At 33.7% G+C, this 19,469-nt stretch carries 15 protein-coding genes, 2 tRNA genes and 2 rRNA genes; 14 read left to right on the top strand and 5 right to left on the bottom strand.

Features of this window, described 5'->3' with window-relative positions; all coding sequences use genetic code 11:
• Positions 1 to 69 precede the first annotated feature (69 nt).
• The 7 genes from P2W65_RS02525 to P2W65_RS02495 all read left to right on the top strand — a co-directional run bounded on the left by P2W65_RS02525 (position 70) and on the right by P2W65_RS02495 (position 6,032).
• A tRNA-Ile gene (locus tag P2W65_RS02525) sits at positions 70 to 143 on the top strand.
• Between the two features lie 101 nt (positions 144 to 244).
• Positions 245 to 318: transfer RNA gene (locus P2W65_RS02520), tRNA-Ala, on the top strand.
• Between the two features lie 134 nt (positions 319 to 452).
• A 23S ribosomal RNA gene (locus P2W65_RS02515) occupies positions 453 to 3,334 on the top strand.
• 128 nt (positions 3,335 to 3,462) lie between these two features.
• Positions 3,463 to 3,572, top strand: a 5S ribosomal RNA gene (gene rrf / locus P2W65_RS02510).
• A gap of 388 nt (positions 3,573 to 3,960) precedes the next feature.
• A complete protein-coding gene (locus tag P2W65_RS02505) occupies positions 3,961 to 4,524 on the top strand; it encodes a Crp/Fnr family transcriptional regulator (RefSeq protein ID WP_179002054.1) in 564 nt (187 codons plus the stop codon).
• Between the two features lie 66 nt (positions 4,525 to 4,590).
• Positions 4,591 to 5,364: an acyl-ACP--UDP-N-acetylglucosamine O-acyltransferase gene (lpxA, locus tag P2W65_RS02500; protein WP_289663355.1), complete on the top strand. Its 774-nt coding sequence runs from the start codon at positions 4,591 to 4,593 to the stop codon at positions 5,362 to 5,364.
• A gap of 74 nt (positions 5,365 to 5,438) precedes the next feature.
• Positions 5,439 to 6,032 carry a YdeI/OmpD-associated family protein gene (locus P2W65_RS02495; protein ID WP_289663354.1) on the top strand — a complete coding sequence of 198 codons (594 nt, stop codon included), beginning with the start codon at positions 5,439 to 5,441 and terminating at the stop codon, positions 6,030 to 6,032.
• Between the two features lie 59 nt (positions 6,033 to 6,091).
• Here P2W65_RS02495 and P2W65_RS02490 read toward each other — a convergent pair whose 3' ends face one another.
• Entirely contained in the window at positions 6,092 to 6,982 is an 891-nt protein-coding gene (locus P2W65_RS02490) for a DMT family transporter (RefSeq protein ID WP_289663353.1), read from the bottom strand.
• A 353-nt stretch (positions 6,983 to 7,335) separates the two neighbouring features.
• Between P2W65_RS02490 and P2W65_RS02485 the strand changes: the two genes are divergently transcribed.
• Positions 7,336 to 8,448 carry an acyltransferase family protein gene (locus P2W65_RS02485; RefSeq protein WP_289663351.1) on the top strand — a complete coding sequence of 371 codons (1,113 nt, stop codon included), beginning with the start codon at positions 7,336 to 7,338 and terminating at the stop codon, positions 8,446 to 8,448.
• A 59-nt stretch (positions 8,449 to 8,507) separates the two neighbouring features.
• Positions 8,508 to 9,775 (top strand): IS3 family transposase gene (locus P2W65_RS02480; RefSeq protein ID WP_289658758.1). Its coding sequence is split into 2 segments (ribosomal slippage): positions 8,508 to 8,847 and positions 8,847 to 9,775, totalling 1,269 coding nucleotides; the frame shifts between segments, so codons are not numbered across the junction.
• 58 nt (positions 9,776 to 9,833) lie between these two features.
• On the opposite strand, the gene P2W65_RS02475 is transcribed toward P2W65_RS02480, so the two are convergent.
• Positions 9,834 to 10,958: a DUF4932 domain-containing protein gene (locus tag P2W65_RS02475; protein ID WP_289663349.1), complete on the bottom strand. Its 1,125-nt coding sequence runs from the start codon at positions 10,956 to 10,958 to the stop codon at positions 9,834 to 9,836.
• A gap of 309 nt (positions 10,959 to 11,267) precedes the next feature.
• Here P2W65_RS02475 and P2W65_RS02470 point away from each other — a divergent pair, with 309 nt between their 5' ends.
• Complete coding sequence (locus P2W65_RS02470) at positions 11,268 to 12,326, top strand: hypothetical protein (RefSeq protein WP_289663347.1); 1,059 nt, start codon at positions 11,268 to 11,270, stop codon at positions 12,324 to 12,326.
• A gap of 136 nt (positions 12,327 to 12,462) precedes the next feature.
• On the opposite strand, the gene P2W65_RS02465 is transcribed toward P2W65_RS02470, so the two are convergent.
• Both P2W65_RS02465 and P2W65_RS02460 read right to left on the bottom strand, forming a co-directional pair.
• A complete protein-coding gene (locus tag P2W65_RS02465) occupies positions 12,463 to 12,924 on the bottom strand; it encodes a MarR family winged helix-turn-helix transcriptional regulator (protein WP_289663346.1) in 462 nt (153 codons plus the stop codon).
• Positions 12,925 to 13,026: 102 nt separating this feature from the next.
• Positions 13,027 to 13,386 (bottom strand): VOC family protein, encoded by a 360-nt coding sequence (locus tag P2W65_RS02460; protein ID WP_289663344.1) that lies wholly within the window; start codon positions 13,384 to 13,386, stop codon positions 13,027 to 13,029.
• Positions 13,387 to 13,715: 329 nt separating this feature from the next.
• Between P2W65_RS02460 and P2W65_RS02455 the strand changes: the two genes are divergently transcribed.
• The 3 genes from P2W65_RS02455 (at position 13,716) to P2W65_RS02445 (ending at position 17,945) form a co-directional block, all read left to right on the top strand.
• Complete coding sequence (locus P2W65_RS02455) at positions 13,716 to 16,478, top strand: DEAD/DEAH box helicase family protein (protein ID WP_289663342.1); 2,763 nt, start codon at positions 13,716 to 13,718, stop codon at positions 16,476 to 16,478.
• A 182-nt stretch (positions 16,479 to 16,660) separates the two neighbouring features.
• A complete protein-coding gene (locus P2W65_RS02450) occupies positions 16,661 to 17,020 on the top strand; it encodes a MerR family transcriptional regulator (protein WP_289663339.1) in 360 nt (119 codons plus the stop codon).
• A gap of 217 nt (positions 17,021 to 17,237) precedes the next feature.
• Complete coding sequence (locus P2W65_RS02445) at positions 17,238 to 17,945, top strand: DUF6090 family protein (RefSeq protein WP_289663337.1); 708 nt, start codon at positions 17,238 to 17,240, stop codon at positions 17,943 to 17,945.
• A gap of 49 nt (positions 17,946 to 17,994) precedes the next feature.
• On the opposite strand, the gene P2W65_RS02440 is transcribed toward P2W65_RS02445, so the two are convergent.
• The gene (locus tag P2W65_RS02440; protein ID WP_289663335.1) at positions 17,995 to 18,390 is read right to left on the bottom strand and encodes a helix-turn-helix domain-containing protein; all 396 of its coding nucleotides are present in this window, start codon (positions 18,388 to 18,390) and stop codon (positions 17,995 to 17,997) included.
• Between the two features lie 264 nt (positions 18,391 to 18,654).
• Between P2W65_RS02440 and P2W65_RS02435 the strand changes: the two genes are divergently transcribed.
• Complete coding sequence (locus tag P2W65_RS02435) at positions 18,655 to 19,419, top strand: hypothetical protein (protein ID WP_289663333.1); 765 nt, start codon at positions 18,655 to 18,657, stop codon at positions 19,417 to 19,419.
• Positions 19,420 to 19,469 lie beyond the last annotated feature (50 nt).

Here is a 19,469-nt window from a genome sequence, read left to right as displayed (position 1 = left end):
GGTTTTGGATTTAAGATTGTATTACTCTTGCTGTTAATTTAAAAAAATGATAAAACTTAAGTAAAACAGAGTCTCGTAGCTCAGCTGGTTAGAGTACTACACTGATAATGTAGGGGTCGGCAGTTCGAGTCTGCCCGGGACTACTATTTGGCTTAGGAAAAGGAAATTTTAGAGGTTGAGTTGCACTTTTAGTGAACCGTTTTGAACTGTTAACTGAAAACTGTTAACTGCATACTGAAAAAACGGGGGATTAGCTCAGCTGGCTAGAGCGCCTGCCTTGCACGCAGGAGGCCAACGGTTCGACTCCGTTATTCTCCACGAATTTACTCAGAGAAGTAAATAAAAGTTCATTGACATATTGAGATAAGAAAATAATAAGAAAGTAGAAAGCGTTTTTATTAGCAATAATAAAAACAAAAAAAACGGTCCTGTTTTAATTAACAGGATTGGTACAATAAGCAAAATAAGGGCGCATGGGGGATGCCTAGGCTCTCAGAGGCGATGAAGGACGTGATAAGCTGCGAAAAGCTGCGGGGACTGGCACACACAGACTGATCCGCAGATATCCGAATGGGGCAACCCGCTATATTGAAGATATAGCACACCGATAGGTGGGCAAACCCGCTGAACTGAAACATCTAAGTAGGCGGAGGAGAAGAAAACAAAAGTGATTCCGTAAGTAGTGGCGAGCGAACGCGGATTAGCCCAAACCATCCATGTTACGGCATGGGTGGGGTTGTAGGACTGCGCTACTTCATGCACAAGGAACCGGAAGTTTCTGGAAAGGAACGCCGTAGAGGGTGACAGCCCCGTATGGGCAACAAGTGTAATGGACAGCAGTATCCTGAGTAGGGCGGGGCACGTGAAACCCTGTCTGAATTCGGCGGGACCATCCGCTAAGGCTAAATACTCCTGAGAGACCGATAGTGAACCAGTACCGTGAGGGAAAGGTGAAAAGAACCGTGAATAACGGAGTGAAATAGATCCTGAAACCATGCGCTTACAAGCGGTCGGAGCCCTTAAGTGGGGTGACGGCGTGCCTTTTGCATAATGAGCCTACGAGTTAACGTTGCCGGCAAGGATAAGTACTTCAGGTATGGATCCGCAGCGAAAGCGAGTCTGAATAGGGCGCTTTAGTCGGCAGTGTTAGACGCGAAACCGTGTGATCTACCCATGGGCAGGTTGAAGCTGTGGTAACACACAGTGGAGGACCGAACCGGTTGACGTTGAAAAGTCTTCGGATGACCTGTGGGTAGGGGTGAAAGGCCAATCAAACTCGGAAATAGCTCGTACTCCCCGAAATGCATTTAGGTGCAGCGCTGGACATAGTTATACAGAGGTAGAGCTACTGATTGGATGCGGGGGCTTCACCGCCTACCAATTCCTGACAAACTCCGAATGCTGTATAATGTTTGCCAGCAGTGAGGGCTTGGGTGCTAAGGTCCAAGTCCGAGAGGGAAAGAACCCAGACCATCAGCTAAGGTCCCCAAATATATGTTAAGTTGAAAGAACGAGGTTTGTCTGCCCAGACAGCTAGGATGTTGGCTTGGAAGCAGCCATTCATTTAAAGAGTGCGTAACAGCTCACTAGTCGAGCGGACGAGCATGGATAATAATCGGGCATAAACATATTACCGAAGCTATGGATTTGCAGTTTACTGCAAGTGGTAGGGGAGCATTCTGACAGGGCAGAAGGTGTGCCGTAAGGTATGCTGGACCGGTCAGAAAAGAAAATGTAGGCATAAGTAACGATAATGCGGGCGAGAAACCCGCACACCGAAAAACTAAGGTTTCCACAGCTATGCTAATCAGCTGTGGGTTAGTCTGGACCTAAGGCGAACCCGAAAGGGACAGTCGATGGCCGACGGGTTAATATTCCCGTACTACTAATTACTGTGATGGGGTGACGGAGTGATGAAAGCGCCGCGGACTGACGGAATAGTTCGTTGAAGTACCTAGCTATAAGACCTGTAGGCAAATCCGCAGGTTTTGGTGAAATACGATAGTACTCGGAGTCTTCGGACAAAGAGATAGTGCGCCTAAGGGCTTCCAAGAAAAACCTCTAAACTTCAGGTAATTAGTACCAGTACCGTAAACCGACACAGGTAGTTGAGGAGAGAATCCTAAGGTGCTCGAGAGATTCATGGCTAAGGAATTAGGCAAAATAGACCTGTAACTTCGGGAGAAAGGTCGCCACGCTCAGGCGTGGCCGCAGTGAAGAGGTCCAGGCGACTGTTTATCAAAAACACAGGGCTCTGCAAAATCGTAAGATGAAGTATAGGGCCTGACACCTGCCCGGTGCTGGAAGGTTAAGAGGAGATGTTATCTTCGGAGAAGCATTGAATTGAAGCCCCAGTAAACGGCGGCCGTAACTATAACGGTCCTAAGGTAGCGAAATTCCTTGTCGGGTAAGTTCCGACCTGCACGAATGGTGTAACGATCTGGACACTGTCTCAGCCATGAGCTCGGTGAAATTGTAGTAACGGTGAAGATGCCGTTTACCCGCAGTGGGACGAAAAGACCCTGTGCACCTTTACTATAGCTTAGTATTGACCTTGGATAAATGATGTGTAGGATAGGTTGGAGACTTTGAAGGGGCGTCGCCAGGCGCTCTGGAGTCATTGTTGAAATACAACCCTTTGTTTATCTGAGGCCTAACCCCGAGTATCGGGGGACATTGCTTGGTGGGTAGTTTGACTGGGGTGGTCGCCTCCAAAAGAGTAACGGAGGCTTCTAAAGGTTCCCTCAGTACGCTTGGTAACCGTGCGTAGAGTGCAATGGCATAAGGGAGCTTGACTGAGAGACATACAGGTCGATCAGGTACGAAAGTAGAGCATAGTGATCCGGTGGTTCCGCATGGAAGGGCCATCGCTCAAAGGATAAAAGGTACGCCGGGGATAACAGGCTGATCTCCCCCAAGAGCTCATATCGACGGGGGGGTTTGGCACCTCGATGTCGGCTCGTCACATCCTGGGGCTGGAGAAGGTCCCAAGGGTTGGGCTGTTCGCCCATTAAAGTGGCACGCGAGCTGGGTTCAGAACGTCGTGAGACAGTTCGGTCTCTATCTACTGCGGGCGTTAGAAATTTGAGTGGATCTGATTCTAGTACGAGAGGACCGAATTGGACAAACCGCTGGTGTATCTGTTGTCCCGCCAGGGGCACCGCAGAGTAGCTACGTTTGGAAGGGATAAGCGCTGAAAGCATATAAGCGCGAAACCCACCACAAGATGAGATTTCTTTTAAGGATCGTGGAAGATGACCACGTTGATAGGCTATAGATGTAAAGGCAGTAATGTCATAGTCGAGTAGTACTAATAATCCGTAAGCTTATGTACATAATTTTTCTCTCCCGTCCCAGACGGGAGAGAAGGAACTTTCTTAAAAAACTTATGTTTCTTTATCTCAGTATGTTAAAATATTGTCCGCACGCGGAAGGTAATTAGATATTAATTACTGAAAACCTTAAGGTGGTTATTGCGGCGGGGCTCACCTCTTCCCATCCCGAACAGAGAAGTTAAGCCCGCCTGCGCAGATGGTACTGCAGTTTTGTGGGAGAGTATGTCGTCGCCTTTCTTTTGAAAACCCTGTTTCTTACGAAACGGGGTTTTTTGTTTTATATCATTTTTTTGTTTTAATGCTGAAATCCCCGAAAGTTCTTTTTAAACTGGATGCGTCAGGGATGGAAGCGGCATCCTTTTGTTTTTTTCTTTAAAAAACAAAAGATACAGCAGACAGCCCGGCCCGGAGGGAGACGCTATGATTATTTTAAGGATAATTTGATTTCAATACTTTACTTTTAGCTGAATCTATGTAATTTCTTTTTGCTAACAATAATCTTGCTTTAAAAGCTTTTAAAATGCTTATTATTTAAAGTTTTTTTTTTTCATTGTTTATTTTCCTTTTTAACTTGCTTTATAATTAAAATTTTAAATTTAATTTCTTTTAAAAAACACTAATTAGAATGGATGAGTTAATTCAGATCATAAATAGTTTTCAAAAATTAGATTTAGAAACGGAGCTTGCTGTGCGAAAGTATTTTGTTCTTGAAAATTTTAAGAAAGATGAATTTGTAATTCAGGAAGGTAAAATATGTAATAAAGTATATTTCATTCAATCGGGGGCTGTTCGCAGATTTTGTTTTGAGGAAGGATTAGAAGTTACGAAATGGATTTATACCAATAATCAATTTGTGACCTCTATGAGTAGCTTTTTTGAGCAGAAACCTTCATTTGAAAGTTTTCAAGCTTGTGAAAATTCGGTGCTTTATTCGTTATCTTATTCAGATGAACAAATCTTGATGCAATATCCACTCTTTTTAAAATTTCATGTAAATCAGTTGCGATTATATCTTTCTAAAATAAATGAATTTCATCATTTGTTTAGGGTAATGACTGCGCAACAGAAGTATGAGTTTCTTTTACATTCTTTTCCTCAAATTGTTATTAAAGCCAAACTTAAACATATCGCTTCACTTATTGGTGTTAGTCAGGAAACTTTGAGCAGAATTCGAGCTTCAATTTCTTGATATTACATCAAAAAATATTCTTTCTTTTCTTTTGATTTTTGTGGACTATTTTAAAAAGTTCAGAAATTGAAAAATACTTTGGTTCATCAAAATGCTGCTTTAGGGGGTAATATTACTCTGGGAAATTTTACGACTATTGAGGATGATGTTATTATTGGCGACAATACCTCTATTGGGAATAATGTTACGATCTTAAGCGGTACAAGAATTGGCGAAAATTGTCAGATTCATTCCAATACAATATTAGGCGGAATTCCTCAAGATTTAAAATACAGAAATGAGTATACCTTGCTGGAAATCGGCGATGATAATTTGATTCGGGAATTTGTTACGATTAATAAAGGAACAGCTTCAAAGAGGAAAACTGTTATAGGAAATTCGAACTTGATTATGTCTAATGCTCATATTGGACACGATTGTATTATTGGTAATAATTGTGTTATTGGTTTTAGTGTTGGAATGGCTGGGGAAGTAAAGGTTGGTGATTGGTCCAATATTGGTGGATTGACTGCAGTGCATCAATTTTCTATTATTGGAGAACATACCATGATTAGTGGTTTAAGCCGAGTTGTAAAGGATGTTCCTCCTTACATTATCGCGGCGCACGATCCTTTGCAGTATTTAGGATTAAACTTAGTGGGTTTAAAGAGAAGAGGATTTAATTCTGAGAAGCTAGAAGAACTTAAAGCAATTTATAGAATTTTATTTCAGGAAAAAAGAAACACAAAATTTGCTTTACAATTAATAGAAAATGAATTTGAGCAGACCATAGAACGGGATAAAGTTTTAGATTTTATACGCCATTCAAAACGCGGTATTATAAAAGGTTATCGAAAATGATTTTAATTCTAATGAGTCTGCTGTATAATTTTCAATTTTACTAATTTTAGTTAATTATTTTAATTGACCATTTTATGACAGAGTATAGTGTAAATCCTAAAGTTGATTTTTATTTCGAAAAAGCAGAGAAATGGCAAAAAGAATTAGAACTATTGCGAACCATCGCTTTGGATTGTCATCTAGTGGAAGAATTAAAGTGGGGAAGTCCTTGTTATACTTTTAACAAGGCTAATATAGTTTTGATTCACGCTTTTAAAGAATATTGTGCTTTTTTGTTTTTTAAAGGAGCGCTGATGAAAGATCCGAATAAAATATTAATTCAACAATCAGAAAATGTTCAGGCCGCACGTCAGGTTCGTTTTACCAGCATTGAAGATATTATTAGCAAAAAAGATTTTTTGAGAAACTATATTTACGAAGCGGCTGAAATTGAAAAAGCAGGTTTAAAAGTAGAATTGAAAAAAGTTTCGGAATTTGAAATCGCAGAGGAGTTTCAGGTTAAATTAAATGAAAATCCTGATTTGAAAAAAGCTTTTTATGCTTTAACTCCGGGAAGACAAAGAGCTTATCTGCTTCATTTCTCTCAGCCAAAACAATCGAAAACGAGAGAGGCAAGAGTAGAAAAGAATATTCCGCAAATTTTAGCGGGTAAAGGTTTAAACGATTAGATTGAACAAAAGCATAAAAAAACTCCTTTTTAACAAAGGAGTTTTTCTGTTTTAGCTGTCTAGGAAATCTGCTCTTCGACAATGTTTTTTTTCTTGATTGAAATTAAGGATTGTAATAGAATTGAGGTCATAATCAAACTAATCCCAATGTAGAATGAAAAGTTGATTGATTTTCCTTCATCAAAAAATAGAAAAGCTAATATGATTGCATAAATAGGTTCTAAGTTGAAAGTTAAGTTTACAGTAAATGCCGGAATTTTTTTAAGTGATTCTGCAAACATTACATACAAAGCTACAGTGCAACAAGAAGCAAGAACAAATAAATAAAAAGTATCTTTTAAACTCGGAATAAAAGATTCTTCTGGGAAATAATAAAAGTAAATTGGCAGTGCTAATCCCAAAACAATGGTTCCTCCTAACATTTGATAAAAGTTAATCAGCTTACTATCATAAAACTGAACTAATCTTTCGTTGTAAATGGTGTACAAAGCGGCAAATGCTGAAGAAATTACGCCAAGCATGATTCCGAGTTGATAGGAAGAATCAAAATGGAAAATCAGGCTTATTCCTAAAAGCGTGAATAAACTAAGAAGACCTTGAACTAAATTGAATTTCTTTTTATTAATGATAGGTTCAAAAACTGCAGTAAAAAAACTTGTCAAACAATAACAAACTACGCCAATCGAAATGTTGGAGTATTTAATACTGGCGTAGAAAAAGATCCAGTGAATGGTAATAAGTATTCCTGCTTTAGAAATTTTTGCGATTTCTGAAAAAGATTGAAGTCCTTTTAGCTTATATGATTTTAGAATAAAAAATAAAATAATCGAAGCAAATAATACTCGGTACCAAACCAATGTTAGTTCATTAAGAGCAATAAGTTTTCCGAAAACGCCAGTAAAGCCAGCTAGTAACACTGCGGTGTGCAGTATCAAATATGATTTTTTCATAAGAAGTTGTCTATCCCTTTTGAGGATTTATTTTTGAATATTAATAATTTTTATTTGAGGTAAAGACATAGAATAATAGACTGAGGTATTCAGTCTAGTGTCAATACTAAAGAAGTATTATTAATTTTCTGGTGGCGAAAGACAACCTGCTACGTGCATATTTGTTTTTGTATTTTAGCAAACTTAGGAAAAACGAACGGAATGAAAAAGTATAAAAAGTTATTTAAATGTGAAAAATCTAATTTCTAAGCGATTTAAATTATTGAGTAAATCTAATTTTGATTTAAGTATTAATTTGTAGAACTTGCGACAGCTCCAAATGATTAACTAAAAACCAAACCGCATTCAATTTAATGGAAACGAATAAAATATCTTCGTCAGTTCTGCAGACCAAACAACATTTTGAAATTCTTGACGGACTTAGAGGTGTTGCAGCCTTTGCTGTTGTTGTTTTCCATTTTATGGAATGGATTTTTACCGATCCTAGTAAAAACTTCATTGGACATGGTTTTTTAGCTGTTGATTTTTTCTTCTGTCTTTCGGGTTTTGTAATTGGTTATGCTTATGATGATCGTATTTCAAAAATGGGAATCTGGAATTTTTTTGTGGCAAGAATTATTCGACTGCATCCATTGGTTATTGCGGGATCTGTTTTAGGATTATTAGCCTTTTTATTTGATCCTTTTGGGGGACATTTGGAATTGTACAACGCTGGTAAAATTGTTTTGACTTTTATCTGTTCTCTATTTTTAATTCCGTTACCAGTAATTGCCGACCGAGGTTTTAATTTATTTAGTTTTAATGCACCTGCCTGGTCATTGTTTTGGGAATATATTGCTAATATAGTTTATGCTGTGGTGCTTTATAGAATTGGAAAAAGTCTTCTGTTTGTTCTGACTATCATCGCAGCTTTTGCAATTTGTTTTGTAGCATACAATTCTGGAAATTTATTAGGCGGCTGGAGCGGGCCGACTTTTTGGGATGGCTGTGCGAGAATATCTTATTCTTTTTTGGCAGGATTGTTAATCTACCGTTTCAATTTGGTTATTAAAAACAAATTAGGATTTATAAGTTTGAGCGGATTATTATTGCTGGCTTTTATAATGCCATTTTCAGAATGGAATTGGTTAACAGAACCTTTAGTTGTTTTGTTTTATTTTCCATTATTGATTTCATTAGGAGCCGGAGCTGTCTTAAAACCTGGATTGGAAAAAGTATGTGTGTTTTCTGGAAATATTTCCTATCCGTTGTATATGACGCATTATGCCGTTTTATGGATGTTCGGGAATTATTATACTAATTACAAACCTGATGTGACGCAACTTGCTTTTATAGTTCCAACGGCGGTAATTCTATTAGTTGGATTTGCTTATTTAGTTATGATATTTTATGATGTTCCAGTAAGGAATTATTTAAATAGTAAACGAAAGGAAAAGCTTTCTAAACAAAAAACTCCACTGTCATAGTGGAGTTTTTTGTATTGTTTGTCTCGTCCTAAAAAAAGTTGACTATAATTAAATAAATTATGTCAATAGAAAGAGAAGAATTAAAAAAAGTATGCGCCCCTAAAATTTACAGTGAGGTCTTCAAAAAACAAGTTGTAAAAGAATTTGAACAGGGTTTGTTCACAAAAGCGGAACTTCGCCGACGTTATAATATTTCTGGAAACAGCTGCATACCGCGTTGGTTAAAAAAATATGGTAAATTTACATATCAAGATAAATTAACCATCGGACGTCCAATGAAAGACCCTCAATCTCAGCGTATAAAAGAACTTGAAGCACAATTGGCTAAAAAAGAGCAGGAATTATTAGTCTTTAAAAAATTTATTGAAATAGCCGAACGTGAGCTAAAAGTCGAAATTGTAAAAAAGTCTGGTTCCAAGCAGTCCAAGAAATAAATCATATCTACAGGATTAGTCCATGTGAAATATGCAGATTGTTTGGATATAGTAAGCAGGCTTATTATAAAAGAAAATCACTTTTATTAAAATCAGATTTAAACCAGGAGAATCTCAGATGTTTAATAATGTCCGTGCGCCAAAAACTTCCAAAAACCGGAGGCAGAAAATTATATTACATGCTTAGGGATGATTTAAAGAAGCATCAAATAAAAATTGGCAGAGACAAATTATTTGATTTTCTACGAGGAGAATATTTGTTAGTTCCTAAAGTTCGAAGATATTATAAGACAACAAATTCAAGGCATTGGATGCGCAAATATCCAAACTTAATTAAAGAAGCAGAGATTAACAGACCCGAACAGATTTGGGTTGCGGATATTACCTATCTTAGAACTAGAGAGAAAACACATTACCTGCATCTAATAACTGATGCTTATTCCAAGAAAATTGTCGGTTACAATTTATCAGATAATCTAATGGCGAGTTCCACATTGGAAGCCTTAAAAATGGCTGTTGCCAATAAAAATAAAGATAGTAATCTGATACATCATTCAGATAGAGGATTGCAATACTGCAGTAAAGAATATACGGAGTACTTAATTAAAAATAATATTCTAATAAGCATGACTCAAAGTTATGATCCTTATGAAAATGCAGTTGCAGAAAGAGTAAATGGTATTTTGAAAGAAGAATTTGGACTGTTTGAAACCTTTGAAGATTTTAAAGCCTTAAAAAAACAGGTTCAGGAATCTATCTTGTTTTACAATCAAATCAGAGTACATTTATCAATAAATATGCTTACTCCAAATCAGGCACATTTACAAAATCAAGTTAAATTGAAAACATGGAAAAAAATAAATCGGAACAAAAGAAATCTTGTTCCGATTTAATTAATTTTATAGTATATAATCTAGTCAACCTTTTTCAGGACAACTCAGTTTAAAAGATTTACTGTAAACTGCACCATTTAATTAATTCTGGATATAGTTCATCAATTTTCTTCTTGTTTTTCTTTCTAAGATTTTTCAGCTCTTCGTTGAATTCTTTCATTTTAATAAAACCCCTGTCAATCATTACAGCGTTTACTTCGTTGTTTATTTCAAAAAGGAGTTGTGTGTCGCCTTTGTAAATTTCTTCAGCATATAAGATGAAAACAGCATAAGTCATGTATTCATTAAAAACTTTAAAGCCATCCGGATAATATTCCATTCCGTAAGCTTTGGTGTTAACCCATTTTTCTCTTTCTTTTAGCGCAGAGTTTAGTTCTTCTTTATATTTAACACTTGGTTTTTCAACATAATTATGATCAATTTCAGTAAACATACTTCTGGTATTAAAAGCTTCACTGTTTTTTTCTGATCGGCCTTCGACTTTTTGTATGGTTGGTAAAACCATTTCTATAAGATGGAAATTATTGTTCTCATAGCCTCCAGTGTAATTAAGGCCATTAATTAATGCCGAAGTATAAACAATGTAACTGTTTATTTTGGTATCGAAATTCTTTTCCAGCCAATTCCATTGTTTGCGAAGATTGGAGTATTTCTCGTAATCAGAAATGATCTTGTCGTAAAAAGGTTTTTCAGATTTATAAAAGTCAGCAAAATGAGATTTTTTGGCAAAATCTTCAATTTCTTTTTTATAAGTTGTAACTGGATTTACTTCAATTTTGACATTCGCTACTTTGTTGGCAGGTAAAATATACGCTTCATTGGGTACCAAAACCTCATTTTTTAAAAAGTAAGTCTGAGCATTTCCGGTAAAGAAAATATATTCAAGTGGATTTTCTGATAAAAGAGAGTTCATTGTTTTAATGATCGATTCTTCTTTATAAGGTTTGAAATGTTTAAGAACACGTTGGTAATAATCTCCTTTTTGTTCGAACATATCATCATTTTCTAAACCAAAATCGGTAATGGCCAACATGATAGTTAAGAGTTCTTTTACTTCGTTAATTTCAACAGTAGCTTTTCCTTGATTTTCTTTTTTGAATTTTTCTGTAAAATTTACTTTTTCCTGAGCGAATGCTGTAATCGATAAAATGAAAAGGAAGGCTGATAAGATTTTTGTTTTCATAAAATGGTATTTGTTTTTGGTTGCTTCATTTTACACTTTAAACTTCATGGATATGATTGTATAAAACGAATATTTAGGGCTGTAAATGTCTTAAAAATAATTGCAATCCAGTATATTTTTAATATTTTTTGAAGCTTTACTTGTAAGTTATTGATTTCAAATAATTTTCAAAAAATTCCGAAAAATATAAATTCAATAATTTGAAAAGTAAAAACAATTCATCATATAAAAGTGACAATTCGGTCAATAAAACTTTGGATTTGCTAGGAATAAAAATATTTTTACATCAAAATCAAATGAACCATAACCATGAAGAAATTTTTAAAAATTCTTAAAATTACATGCATTACCCTTTTGAGTATTATTTTAATTTTTATTGCGTATCTGTATATCAGCAGTAAATTGTTTCTGGAATCTAAGAAAGAAGAAAACATTAGTTATCTATCGAAAAATAATGTTCAGCTATCCTCTTCCATTGATGAAAAATTATTTGATGCAGATTTTTACAAATCGCAAGTTTTCTTATTAGGAGAAATTCATGGTTATGCCGACAATCAGAAGATAGATCAGGAAATGCTTTTTTTCTTCAATAAAAAATTAGGAATCAAGTATTATATTGCTGAAATGGATAGCTTGACAGCTAAAAAGTTAAATGGTTTTTTGTTTGCTGGGAAAGAAAAAAATAAAGCGGTTTTGAGAGAAGTGGTTGAATCAATTAAGAAAAGAATTCCGCAGCAATCAAGTCAGGAATTATTTGATAAATGGAGTGCTGTTTATGATTACAACCAGAATTTGGCTGATTCTTTAAAAATTACCGTAATCGGAATTGATAAAAATTTCGATGATGAATCTAAAGGTCCAAGAGATAAAGCGATGGTAATTAATCTTAAAAACACGATTCAGAAAAAACATCTTGAAAATGAAAAATTCTACGGACTTTTTGGATATTTTCATACACTGCAAAAGAAAACTGAATCAGGTAGAGTAACTTTTGCGGCAGGATTAAAAGATTCGGGATTTAAAGTAACCAGCTTTGTAAGTTATACAATTGACAGTGAAATGTATCTTCCTAAAAATCCTCAGTTTCCAACTCCGGAAGACGAAAAAGTAGATTGGTTAAATGCTGACGGGCCATTAATGCTTGTAAAAGGAATCAATGATTTAAAAGAAGTAAGTAAACCAGATACTGTAACTCTTTTCAAACTGAATTCAAAAAACTCGCCTTATCTCAATTCGCAAAATTTGATTACTGTAAAGTCTATAGCATTTGGAGAAAACATAGTTCCTTTGAAAGATGCCTCTGTAACGGATTATTTTCAGTATGTGTTTTTGCTGAGAAATTCTAAAGCTTTGACGAAATTGAAATAGTCTTTCTTAGATAAAAAGGCTTAGATATCTTGTCAAAATAATGAATAATAAAAAACTCCTTAAGCGATTAAGGAGTTTTTTATTGAATTTTAAAAAGTGGATTTGTTTTTTACGATGAATATTTCAGCGTAGTTTATTATTCAGCTTTATTTTTCTCAATAAGATCTGCCATATTGGAATTAAACAAGGAAAGATTTTCATCTAAACCAGAAAAAAAATCGAGATCGGCATTTTCTACTTCGATGATTGCTTTCTGTAAAACAGTTTCTCCTGCATTTGTTAACCGAATGATTTTTGCTCTTGTATCGGTTTCATGTTCGTGTCTCGTTATAAAACCTTTTTCTTCCAGTGTGCGCAATACTTTTGATACCATCATTCTGTCAGCATTACTCTGGTTGGCAATATCAACTTGCGTTACAGAATTGCTTTTTTTCGAAAGCCATCCTAAAGCGGCTAATAATACAAATTGTGTTTGAGTCAAATCCAAAGGATCTAAAACTCGTTTTAATTTACGCTGCCAAAGCATAGTTAATTGTCCAAGGAGATAGCCAGGACTGTCTTTTGGACTTTTAAAATGAAAATTAATTTCTTTAGACATAGAATTGGTATCGGTATTAATCGAAAAAGCGGTTTGAAAGTATCAAAGATAACCATCAAAAACTTTAGTTGATTATTTGATAAAAAATATTTTCTTCCTCAATTATTTTGTTTCTAAGAAAGTAAGTTTGTAGCCGTCAAGATCTTTTACATGGAAAGCTCGTCCAAAAGGAGTTTCTATAATTGGCCCTGCAGATGTTACTCCGTTTGCGATAAAATTTTCTTTCAGTTCGTCTACATTTTCTTTTACAGCAAACCAAAGCGCAACACCAATACCTAATTCCTTATCTTCAAGTGGTTCCAAAGGAGTACGGATCGCAAAACTTGCTTGTCCTTCATTGTATTTAAAAATACAAGCTTGCGGATTGGTATTTCCAATTTCAAAACCTAATTTTTTTTCATAAAAGTCTTTTGATGCTTCCAGATTTTTTACTTGTAACGATGCAAATGTTAATTCTCTCATTTTTTTTTAAATTAAATTGTTGTCGCAAATATAGTATTCGTGACAACAATATCCAAATGCATTTTGAATTTTCTTTTTTTTTTAAATTTTAAAAAGAGCTATTTGATTTTTTGATGATCTTCATTTTGGAAATTTTGCTAAATAGGAAAGGGCTTTAATTGTAAGGGAATTTTACGAATATATTTAATTTACTCCAATAATTTGGATGTTTAAAGAAAGTGTTTTTTTGAGAATTTCAGTAAGCAAGAGTTTTTTAATGATTTGTAAGGTTTTTTACTTATGTTAGCAAATCGATAAAACTAGAAATTTAGTGATTAATTTATGCCAAAATGTTAGTTAATAAGGACAAGTATAAAGTAAACGATACATTGTCTGAATATCCAAAAGAAATAAAGTTTAAATATAACTGGAGAAAATACCAGCAAAAAGTACTGGATAATTTAGATGACCATTTAAAAGATGGACATTTACATATTATAGCTCCTCCGGGTTCTGGTAAGACTGTTTTAGGACTTGAAGTTGCTATTCGGTTAAATAAACCGACTTTAATTCTTGCTCCAACAATTGCAATTCGCAACCAATGGATTCAACGATTTTGCGAGTTATTTCTTCAAACGGATCAGACTCCAGACTGGATTTCGAGAGACATTCGCAATCCAAAATTTATGACTGTGGTAACTTACCAAGGACTTCATGCGGCTTGTAATAATTTAAAAATTGAGGAGCAAGATTGCGAAGAGGAAGAAGAAAGTGAAGAAAATGTACAAAGTAAACAGGCAAATGCAAATCTCGATAAAATTGTAAATGGTTTAAAGGCACAAAAGATCAAGACAATTGTAGTTGATGAAGCACACCATTTAAAAAATGAGTGGTGGCAGACACTGACTAGAGTAAAAGAAAAAATCAATCCTGTAATTGTGGGTTTAACCGCAACACCGCCTTATGATGTTTCTGCTATCGAATGGCAACGATACATTGAGCTTAACGGAATTGTGGATATGGAAATTTCGGTTCCAGAATTGGTAATCGAAGGCGATCTATGTCCGCACCAAGATTATGTGTATTTTACAACGCCAACAGAAGAAGAACATCAGGATATCACTAATTTCAGGGATAATATAGAAATGCTTTTTCAGGAAATAAAAAATAATGAAACCATTATTCAGGCAATTGAAACGCATCCTATTTGGAAAAATCCTGAAGGAGAATTAGATTGGATTTATAATAACCTTTCTTATTATTCTGCTAGTTTGATATTTTTAAAAGCAAACAATAGAGAAATTCCTGAAATTCATCTAGAAGTCATTGGAGATAAAAAAATAATAATCCCAATCCTTGATTATGAATGGACAGAAAAGCTTTTAGAGTTTTATCTTTATAAGGAAGATGAACATTTTAAAGAATTTGAAGAACATCGAAAAACTCTTGAGAACAGGTTAAGAAGACATGGAGCGATAGAGAGACGGCAGATAGATTTTTTATACAGCAAAAAAGTTACAGGTTTCTTAACGTCAAGCATAAGTAAGCTAAACGGTATTAAGGAAATTGTTGATTTTGAATACAAGCAGTTGGGAAAAGATTTGCGTATGGTAATTCTTTCTGATTTCATCCGAAAAGAATACTATGTTAATTCATCCGAAAATAATCTGGAATTAAACAGATTGGGTGTTATTCCTATTTTCGAAAAACTAAGAAGAGAAAATATAGAGAATAAGAAAATTGGTGTTTTAACGGGGTCAATGATTATTATTCCAAGTAGTGTTTATAATGATTTTGAAACAAGAGCTGCAAAATGTGGCATTTCCAAAATAAATTCAAACATTGTTCCTTTTGATTCAAATTATATTTTAATAAATCAGACAGAACAGCTTACCCATTATATAGTTCATATTGTAACCCAAATTTTTCAAAATGGCGGAATAGAAGTTTTAATAGGAACAAAATCATTACTTGGAGAAGGATGGGATGCTCCGGCAATTAACTCTTTAATATTGGCAAGTTTTGTAGGTTCTTTTGTTTTGTCTAATCAAATGCGGGGCAGAGCTATTAGAACTCAACACGGGAACTCAAATAAAACGGGAAACATTTGGCATCTGGTTACTATCGATGACACATCTCCAACAGGTGGCAATGATTTTGATTTGCTTAAAAGGCGTTTTAAAAGTTTTGTAGGCGTGTCATTTCATGAGCAGCCTGGAATTGAAAATGGAATTGGCCGATTGAATTTAGGAGAAAATAGTTTCGAAAAAGGAGAGGCTGAGAAAATGAACATTGAAATGTTCAAGTATGCTGGTAATCGAGAAAGTTTAAAAGAAATATGGAAAAAAGCACTTGAAACAGGAGTGAATCTTGTAGAAGAAATTAAAATTCCGTTTACTGAGGAAAAAGAGTATAAAGCAGTTAAATCAATGTATTTGAATAAAACACTTGCTAATCTTTTTGCTACTTTAGGTTCTGGTTTGGCTAGTTTTGGTTTAGAAACAATACAAGAATTTTTAAAAGCAGCCAGAAGAATCAGGAGTATGAGAGATCTTTATTTTTTTCTTACTTTTTTTGGAATAATTGGAATGTTGTTTTTTGGAAGGCAGACATTAAAAGCATTGAGATTGTATTTTAAATATCGCGACATTTCCAAAGACATAAAACAAATTGGTAAAGCACTTTTGGATTCACTAATCAAAGCCAGAATTATTAAAACCGATTATGCTTCTTTAGAGGTAATAACCTCTGTAGATGATTGGGGAAGAGTATATTGTCATTTGGAGGGAGGGACTACTTTTGAGAAATCAACATTTATAAACTCTTTACAGGAAATTACAGATACTGTCGAAAATCCTCGTTATATAATAATCAGAAAAAATACATTTCTATTTTTTAGAGAACAAAAAGATTATCATTCAGTTCCTGAAATTATTGGCAGAAATAAAAAACTGGCAGAACATTTCAAAGAGCAATGGAAAGAACTTGTTGGTAATTGTGATTTAATTTTTACCAGAACAATTGAAGGTCGAAAGTTGCTTTTGCAGTCTAGAATAAAATCTCTAGCGGCACAGTTTGATAAAAAAACACAGCGAATAAACAAATGGAAGTAAAAAAGCTTATTGGAAATGATGTTTTTTACTTGTATTTTGTTTTTGTTAGTTCTTCCTGAAATTACTTTATGTTGTATTTATTATTTTTAAAAACTTCAAAAGCAAAATAATTGTATATTTGAAACATAAAAGTATAGACTTCGCTCTATGCTTTATTGTTTTTGTATAAAAAAAATAGTGCTATGCTTATAAACGAATTGTCAAAAAAAACAGGATTATCAATTCATACGATCAGATATTATGAGAATTTAGGAATGATCAAGGGATTGACCGATGAAAAGGTAAAATCTAATAATTACAAGCATTACAATAGTAATACGATTGAGCGTTTAGAAATTATTATAGAAGCCAGAGAAGTTGGCTTTAGTTTAGCAGAAATAAAAAAAATATTGACCAGCTGGTTCGAAACCACCGATTCAAAACCAGAAACACTGGAACTTTTTCAGGCTAAAATAAAAGAGATTGATGATAAAATGAAGTATTTTAAGCAGACTAAGAGACTTCTTGAAAAAGTATGTGAGAAAATACAAAATAATGATTGATTGTTAAAGCTTAAAATGTTTAAAACTCCCTAAGGAATTAAGGAGTTTTTTTGTGTCTTTTGCTGAGTTCTTTAGAAAATAATAAGGAGATTTTACAAATAGTCTTATATTCGCTTTTGAATAAAAGTTGGGTGCTGAAGAAAAAAAAGGAACTCATTGAATTTAATAACGTGCTAAAATAAAAACAAATAATAACCAGAAATTGCAAGTATAAATTATGCAAGAAGAAATAAGCAAACATTCAAAAAAAATTTATAAAACTGTGAAAAATTCAGAACACACATTAGGAGAGAAAGTAAAAGAAATTATCATAGAAATATTCATAATCGTTTTTGCTGTAACGCTTTCAATATGGTTGCATGGTTGGAGTGAGCATAGACACCAACAAAAAGAAGTAGCTGTGTTTCTTGCTAATTTAAAGAATGATTTAAAGAATGATGTAGAAAGTATCGACAGGGAAGTGAAAGCCTATCAAAAGACAAACGTAGACTATGAAAAAATTTTGGCATTAACACCTTCTCAATTGGACAGTATTTATAATTCAAAAAGCAAAGTTAATTTCCCAATTTATTCACACGGGCAAACATTGACTATTGGTAATTATGAAGGTTTTAAATCAAGTGGAAAACTAGGCTATATTGAAGACGAAAAATTAAAACAGAAAATCTTGAACTATTACCAAATATATGTACCAGCTGCTAACGAAGTGGATAAAATGTACACTGAGTTTTTGTTTAAATGTTTTGATAAAGAAATAGAAAATGCAGATAAGCCGGAAAAAGAATTATATTCAGATCCAAAATACAAAAAGACACTTGCATATCTTGTTAAACTAGGTAAGAATAACATAAGAGTTTATAAAGAAAATACAAAACCGCTCGCAATAGAACTTATTAAAGAAATTGAAAAAGAGCTGAATAAATAAAAAGAAAAACTCCATTAGAAATAATGGAGTTTTTTTATGCTTAAAAAGGTTATTTGCCTTTTACTATTTTTTCGAGATATTCAACTTTGTCTTTTTCAGCTTGAACCAAACGCTCATAAAGTTCTACAATTTTATCAAGTGGATTAAAAGTAGGTTGAAAATTAACGGCATTTAATGTTGAGCTGTCGTGGCTATTAAATGTATTGTTAATGATGCTTAGTATGTTTTCGTCGCTGTAATTTTTAATGCCTTCAGCTGTAACGCCAAGTGCTTTTGCGACTGCTGTAAGCTTTTCTTCATCAATAGTTTCACTATTTTCCATAGCAGAAATAGCTTGTTGATTTGTTCCTAAAGCTTGCGCCAAAGCTTCCTGTTTCATATCGCGAAGTTCACGAATACGGCTAATATTTCTTCCGATATGTTTTGGTCTTGATAGTGTGCTCATAATTCAAAGATAATAATTAAGTGAATAAACCAGAACTGTAAAAAACAGATTTTAAATGTATGTTACAGATTTTCTTGGGGAGCGGTAAACAAAAATACGATTTTTAGGGTATGATTTTGAGGATTTTGGATTTTGTATTTGGAACTTCACAGATTATGTACGTGAGATTTAATAACTAGAGTTGAATAAAATTTATATATTCGTTGGGTAATAATTACTTTGTATTACTAATAAATATTCTGTAAAAAGAATAGAAATTAAAATATGAAACAGCATTTTGTCGTATTGTTTGCATTAGTTTTTTACTCTGGTTTTTCTCAGTGTGAAGATGCTGAAAAATTAGATTTTGGAGGGTCTTACTCGTCAAGAACAAAAAATAATATTCGATTTGAGAAAAAATATAAAGATTCTATTTATTTTGAGGATATAGCTTATCCACAAGAAATTGCACTAATTGAAGAATATTCAAATTTTATTCTTTCAAAAGCAAAAACCTATATTGTTAAGCGAGGTGGGAGTGATTTTTATCAAAATTTAAATATTCATGGATTTGAAGTTAATTACGAAGATTCTGTTGAAATTAATTATAATAACCCGGATATTTATAATCTTAGCAATTACAATGTTTCATATTGGATACTTTATAGATATAAAAACAAGAATATTGAATATGGATTTGGACTTGAATTTAATAAAAAAGGAGAAATGATTTCAGAGAACAAATTCCCTGAATACTCTAAAAATGTTAAATTCGAAAAACTTACTAATTTTTGTGATGCTTTAGGTCTGATAAAAAAAGATTTTAGATTTAAAAATAAAAAAGTCGACTATATTGAACTAGCCTACTTAGATGGAAAAAATACTTTCTGCTGGCTGGTTGAAGAAGAAAAGCAACCTAATTCAGAATTGGGGAGATTCCAAGAAATAAAAACAAATATGTATTTTGTTAATGCAAATTCTAATAAGCTGGAAATTGTTAAAGAGAGTAGACATCTTTCTATTTCTTGCGGTTTTGAATCATTTAAATAACGCAAAAGGTAAAAAACTCTTAATTCTTTAATGCATCTAAATCTATTTAT

Origin of the sequence: Flavobacterium panacagri, from assembly GCF_030378165.1 — a bacterium.
Lineage (GTDB): Bacteria > Bacteroidota > Bacteroidia > Flavobacteriales > Flavobacteriaceae > Flavobacterium > Flavobacterium panacagri.
The sequence above is the reverse complement of the archived record's forward strand: the minus strand, read 5'-3'. Positions and strand labels throughout refer to the sequence as shown.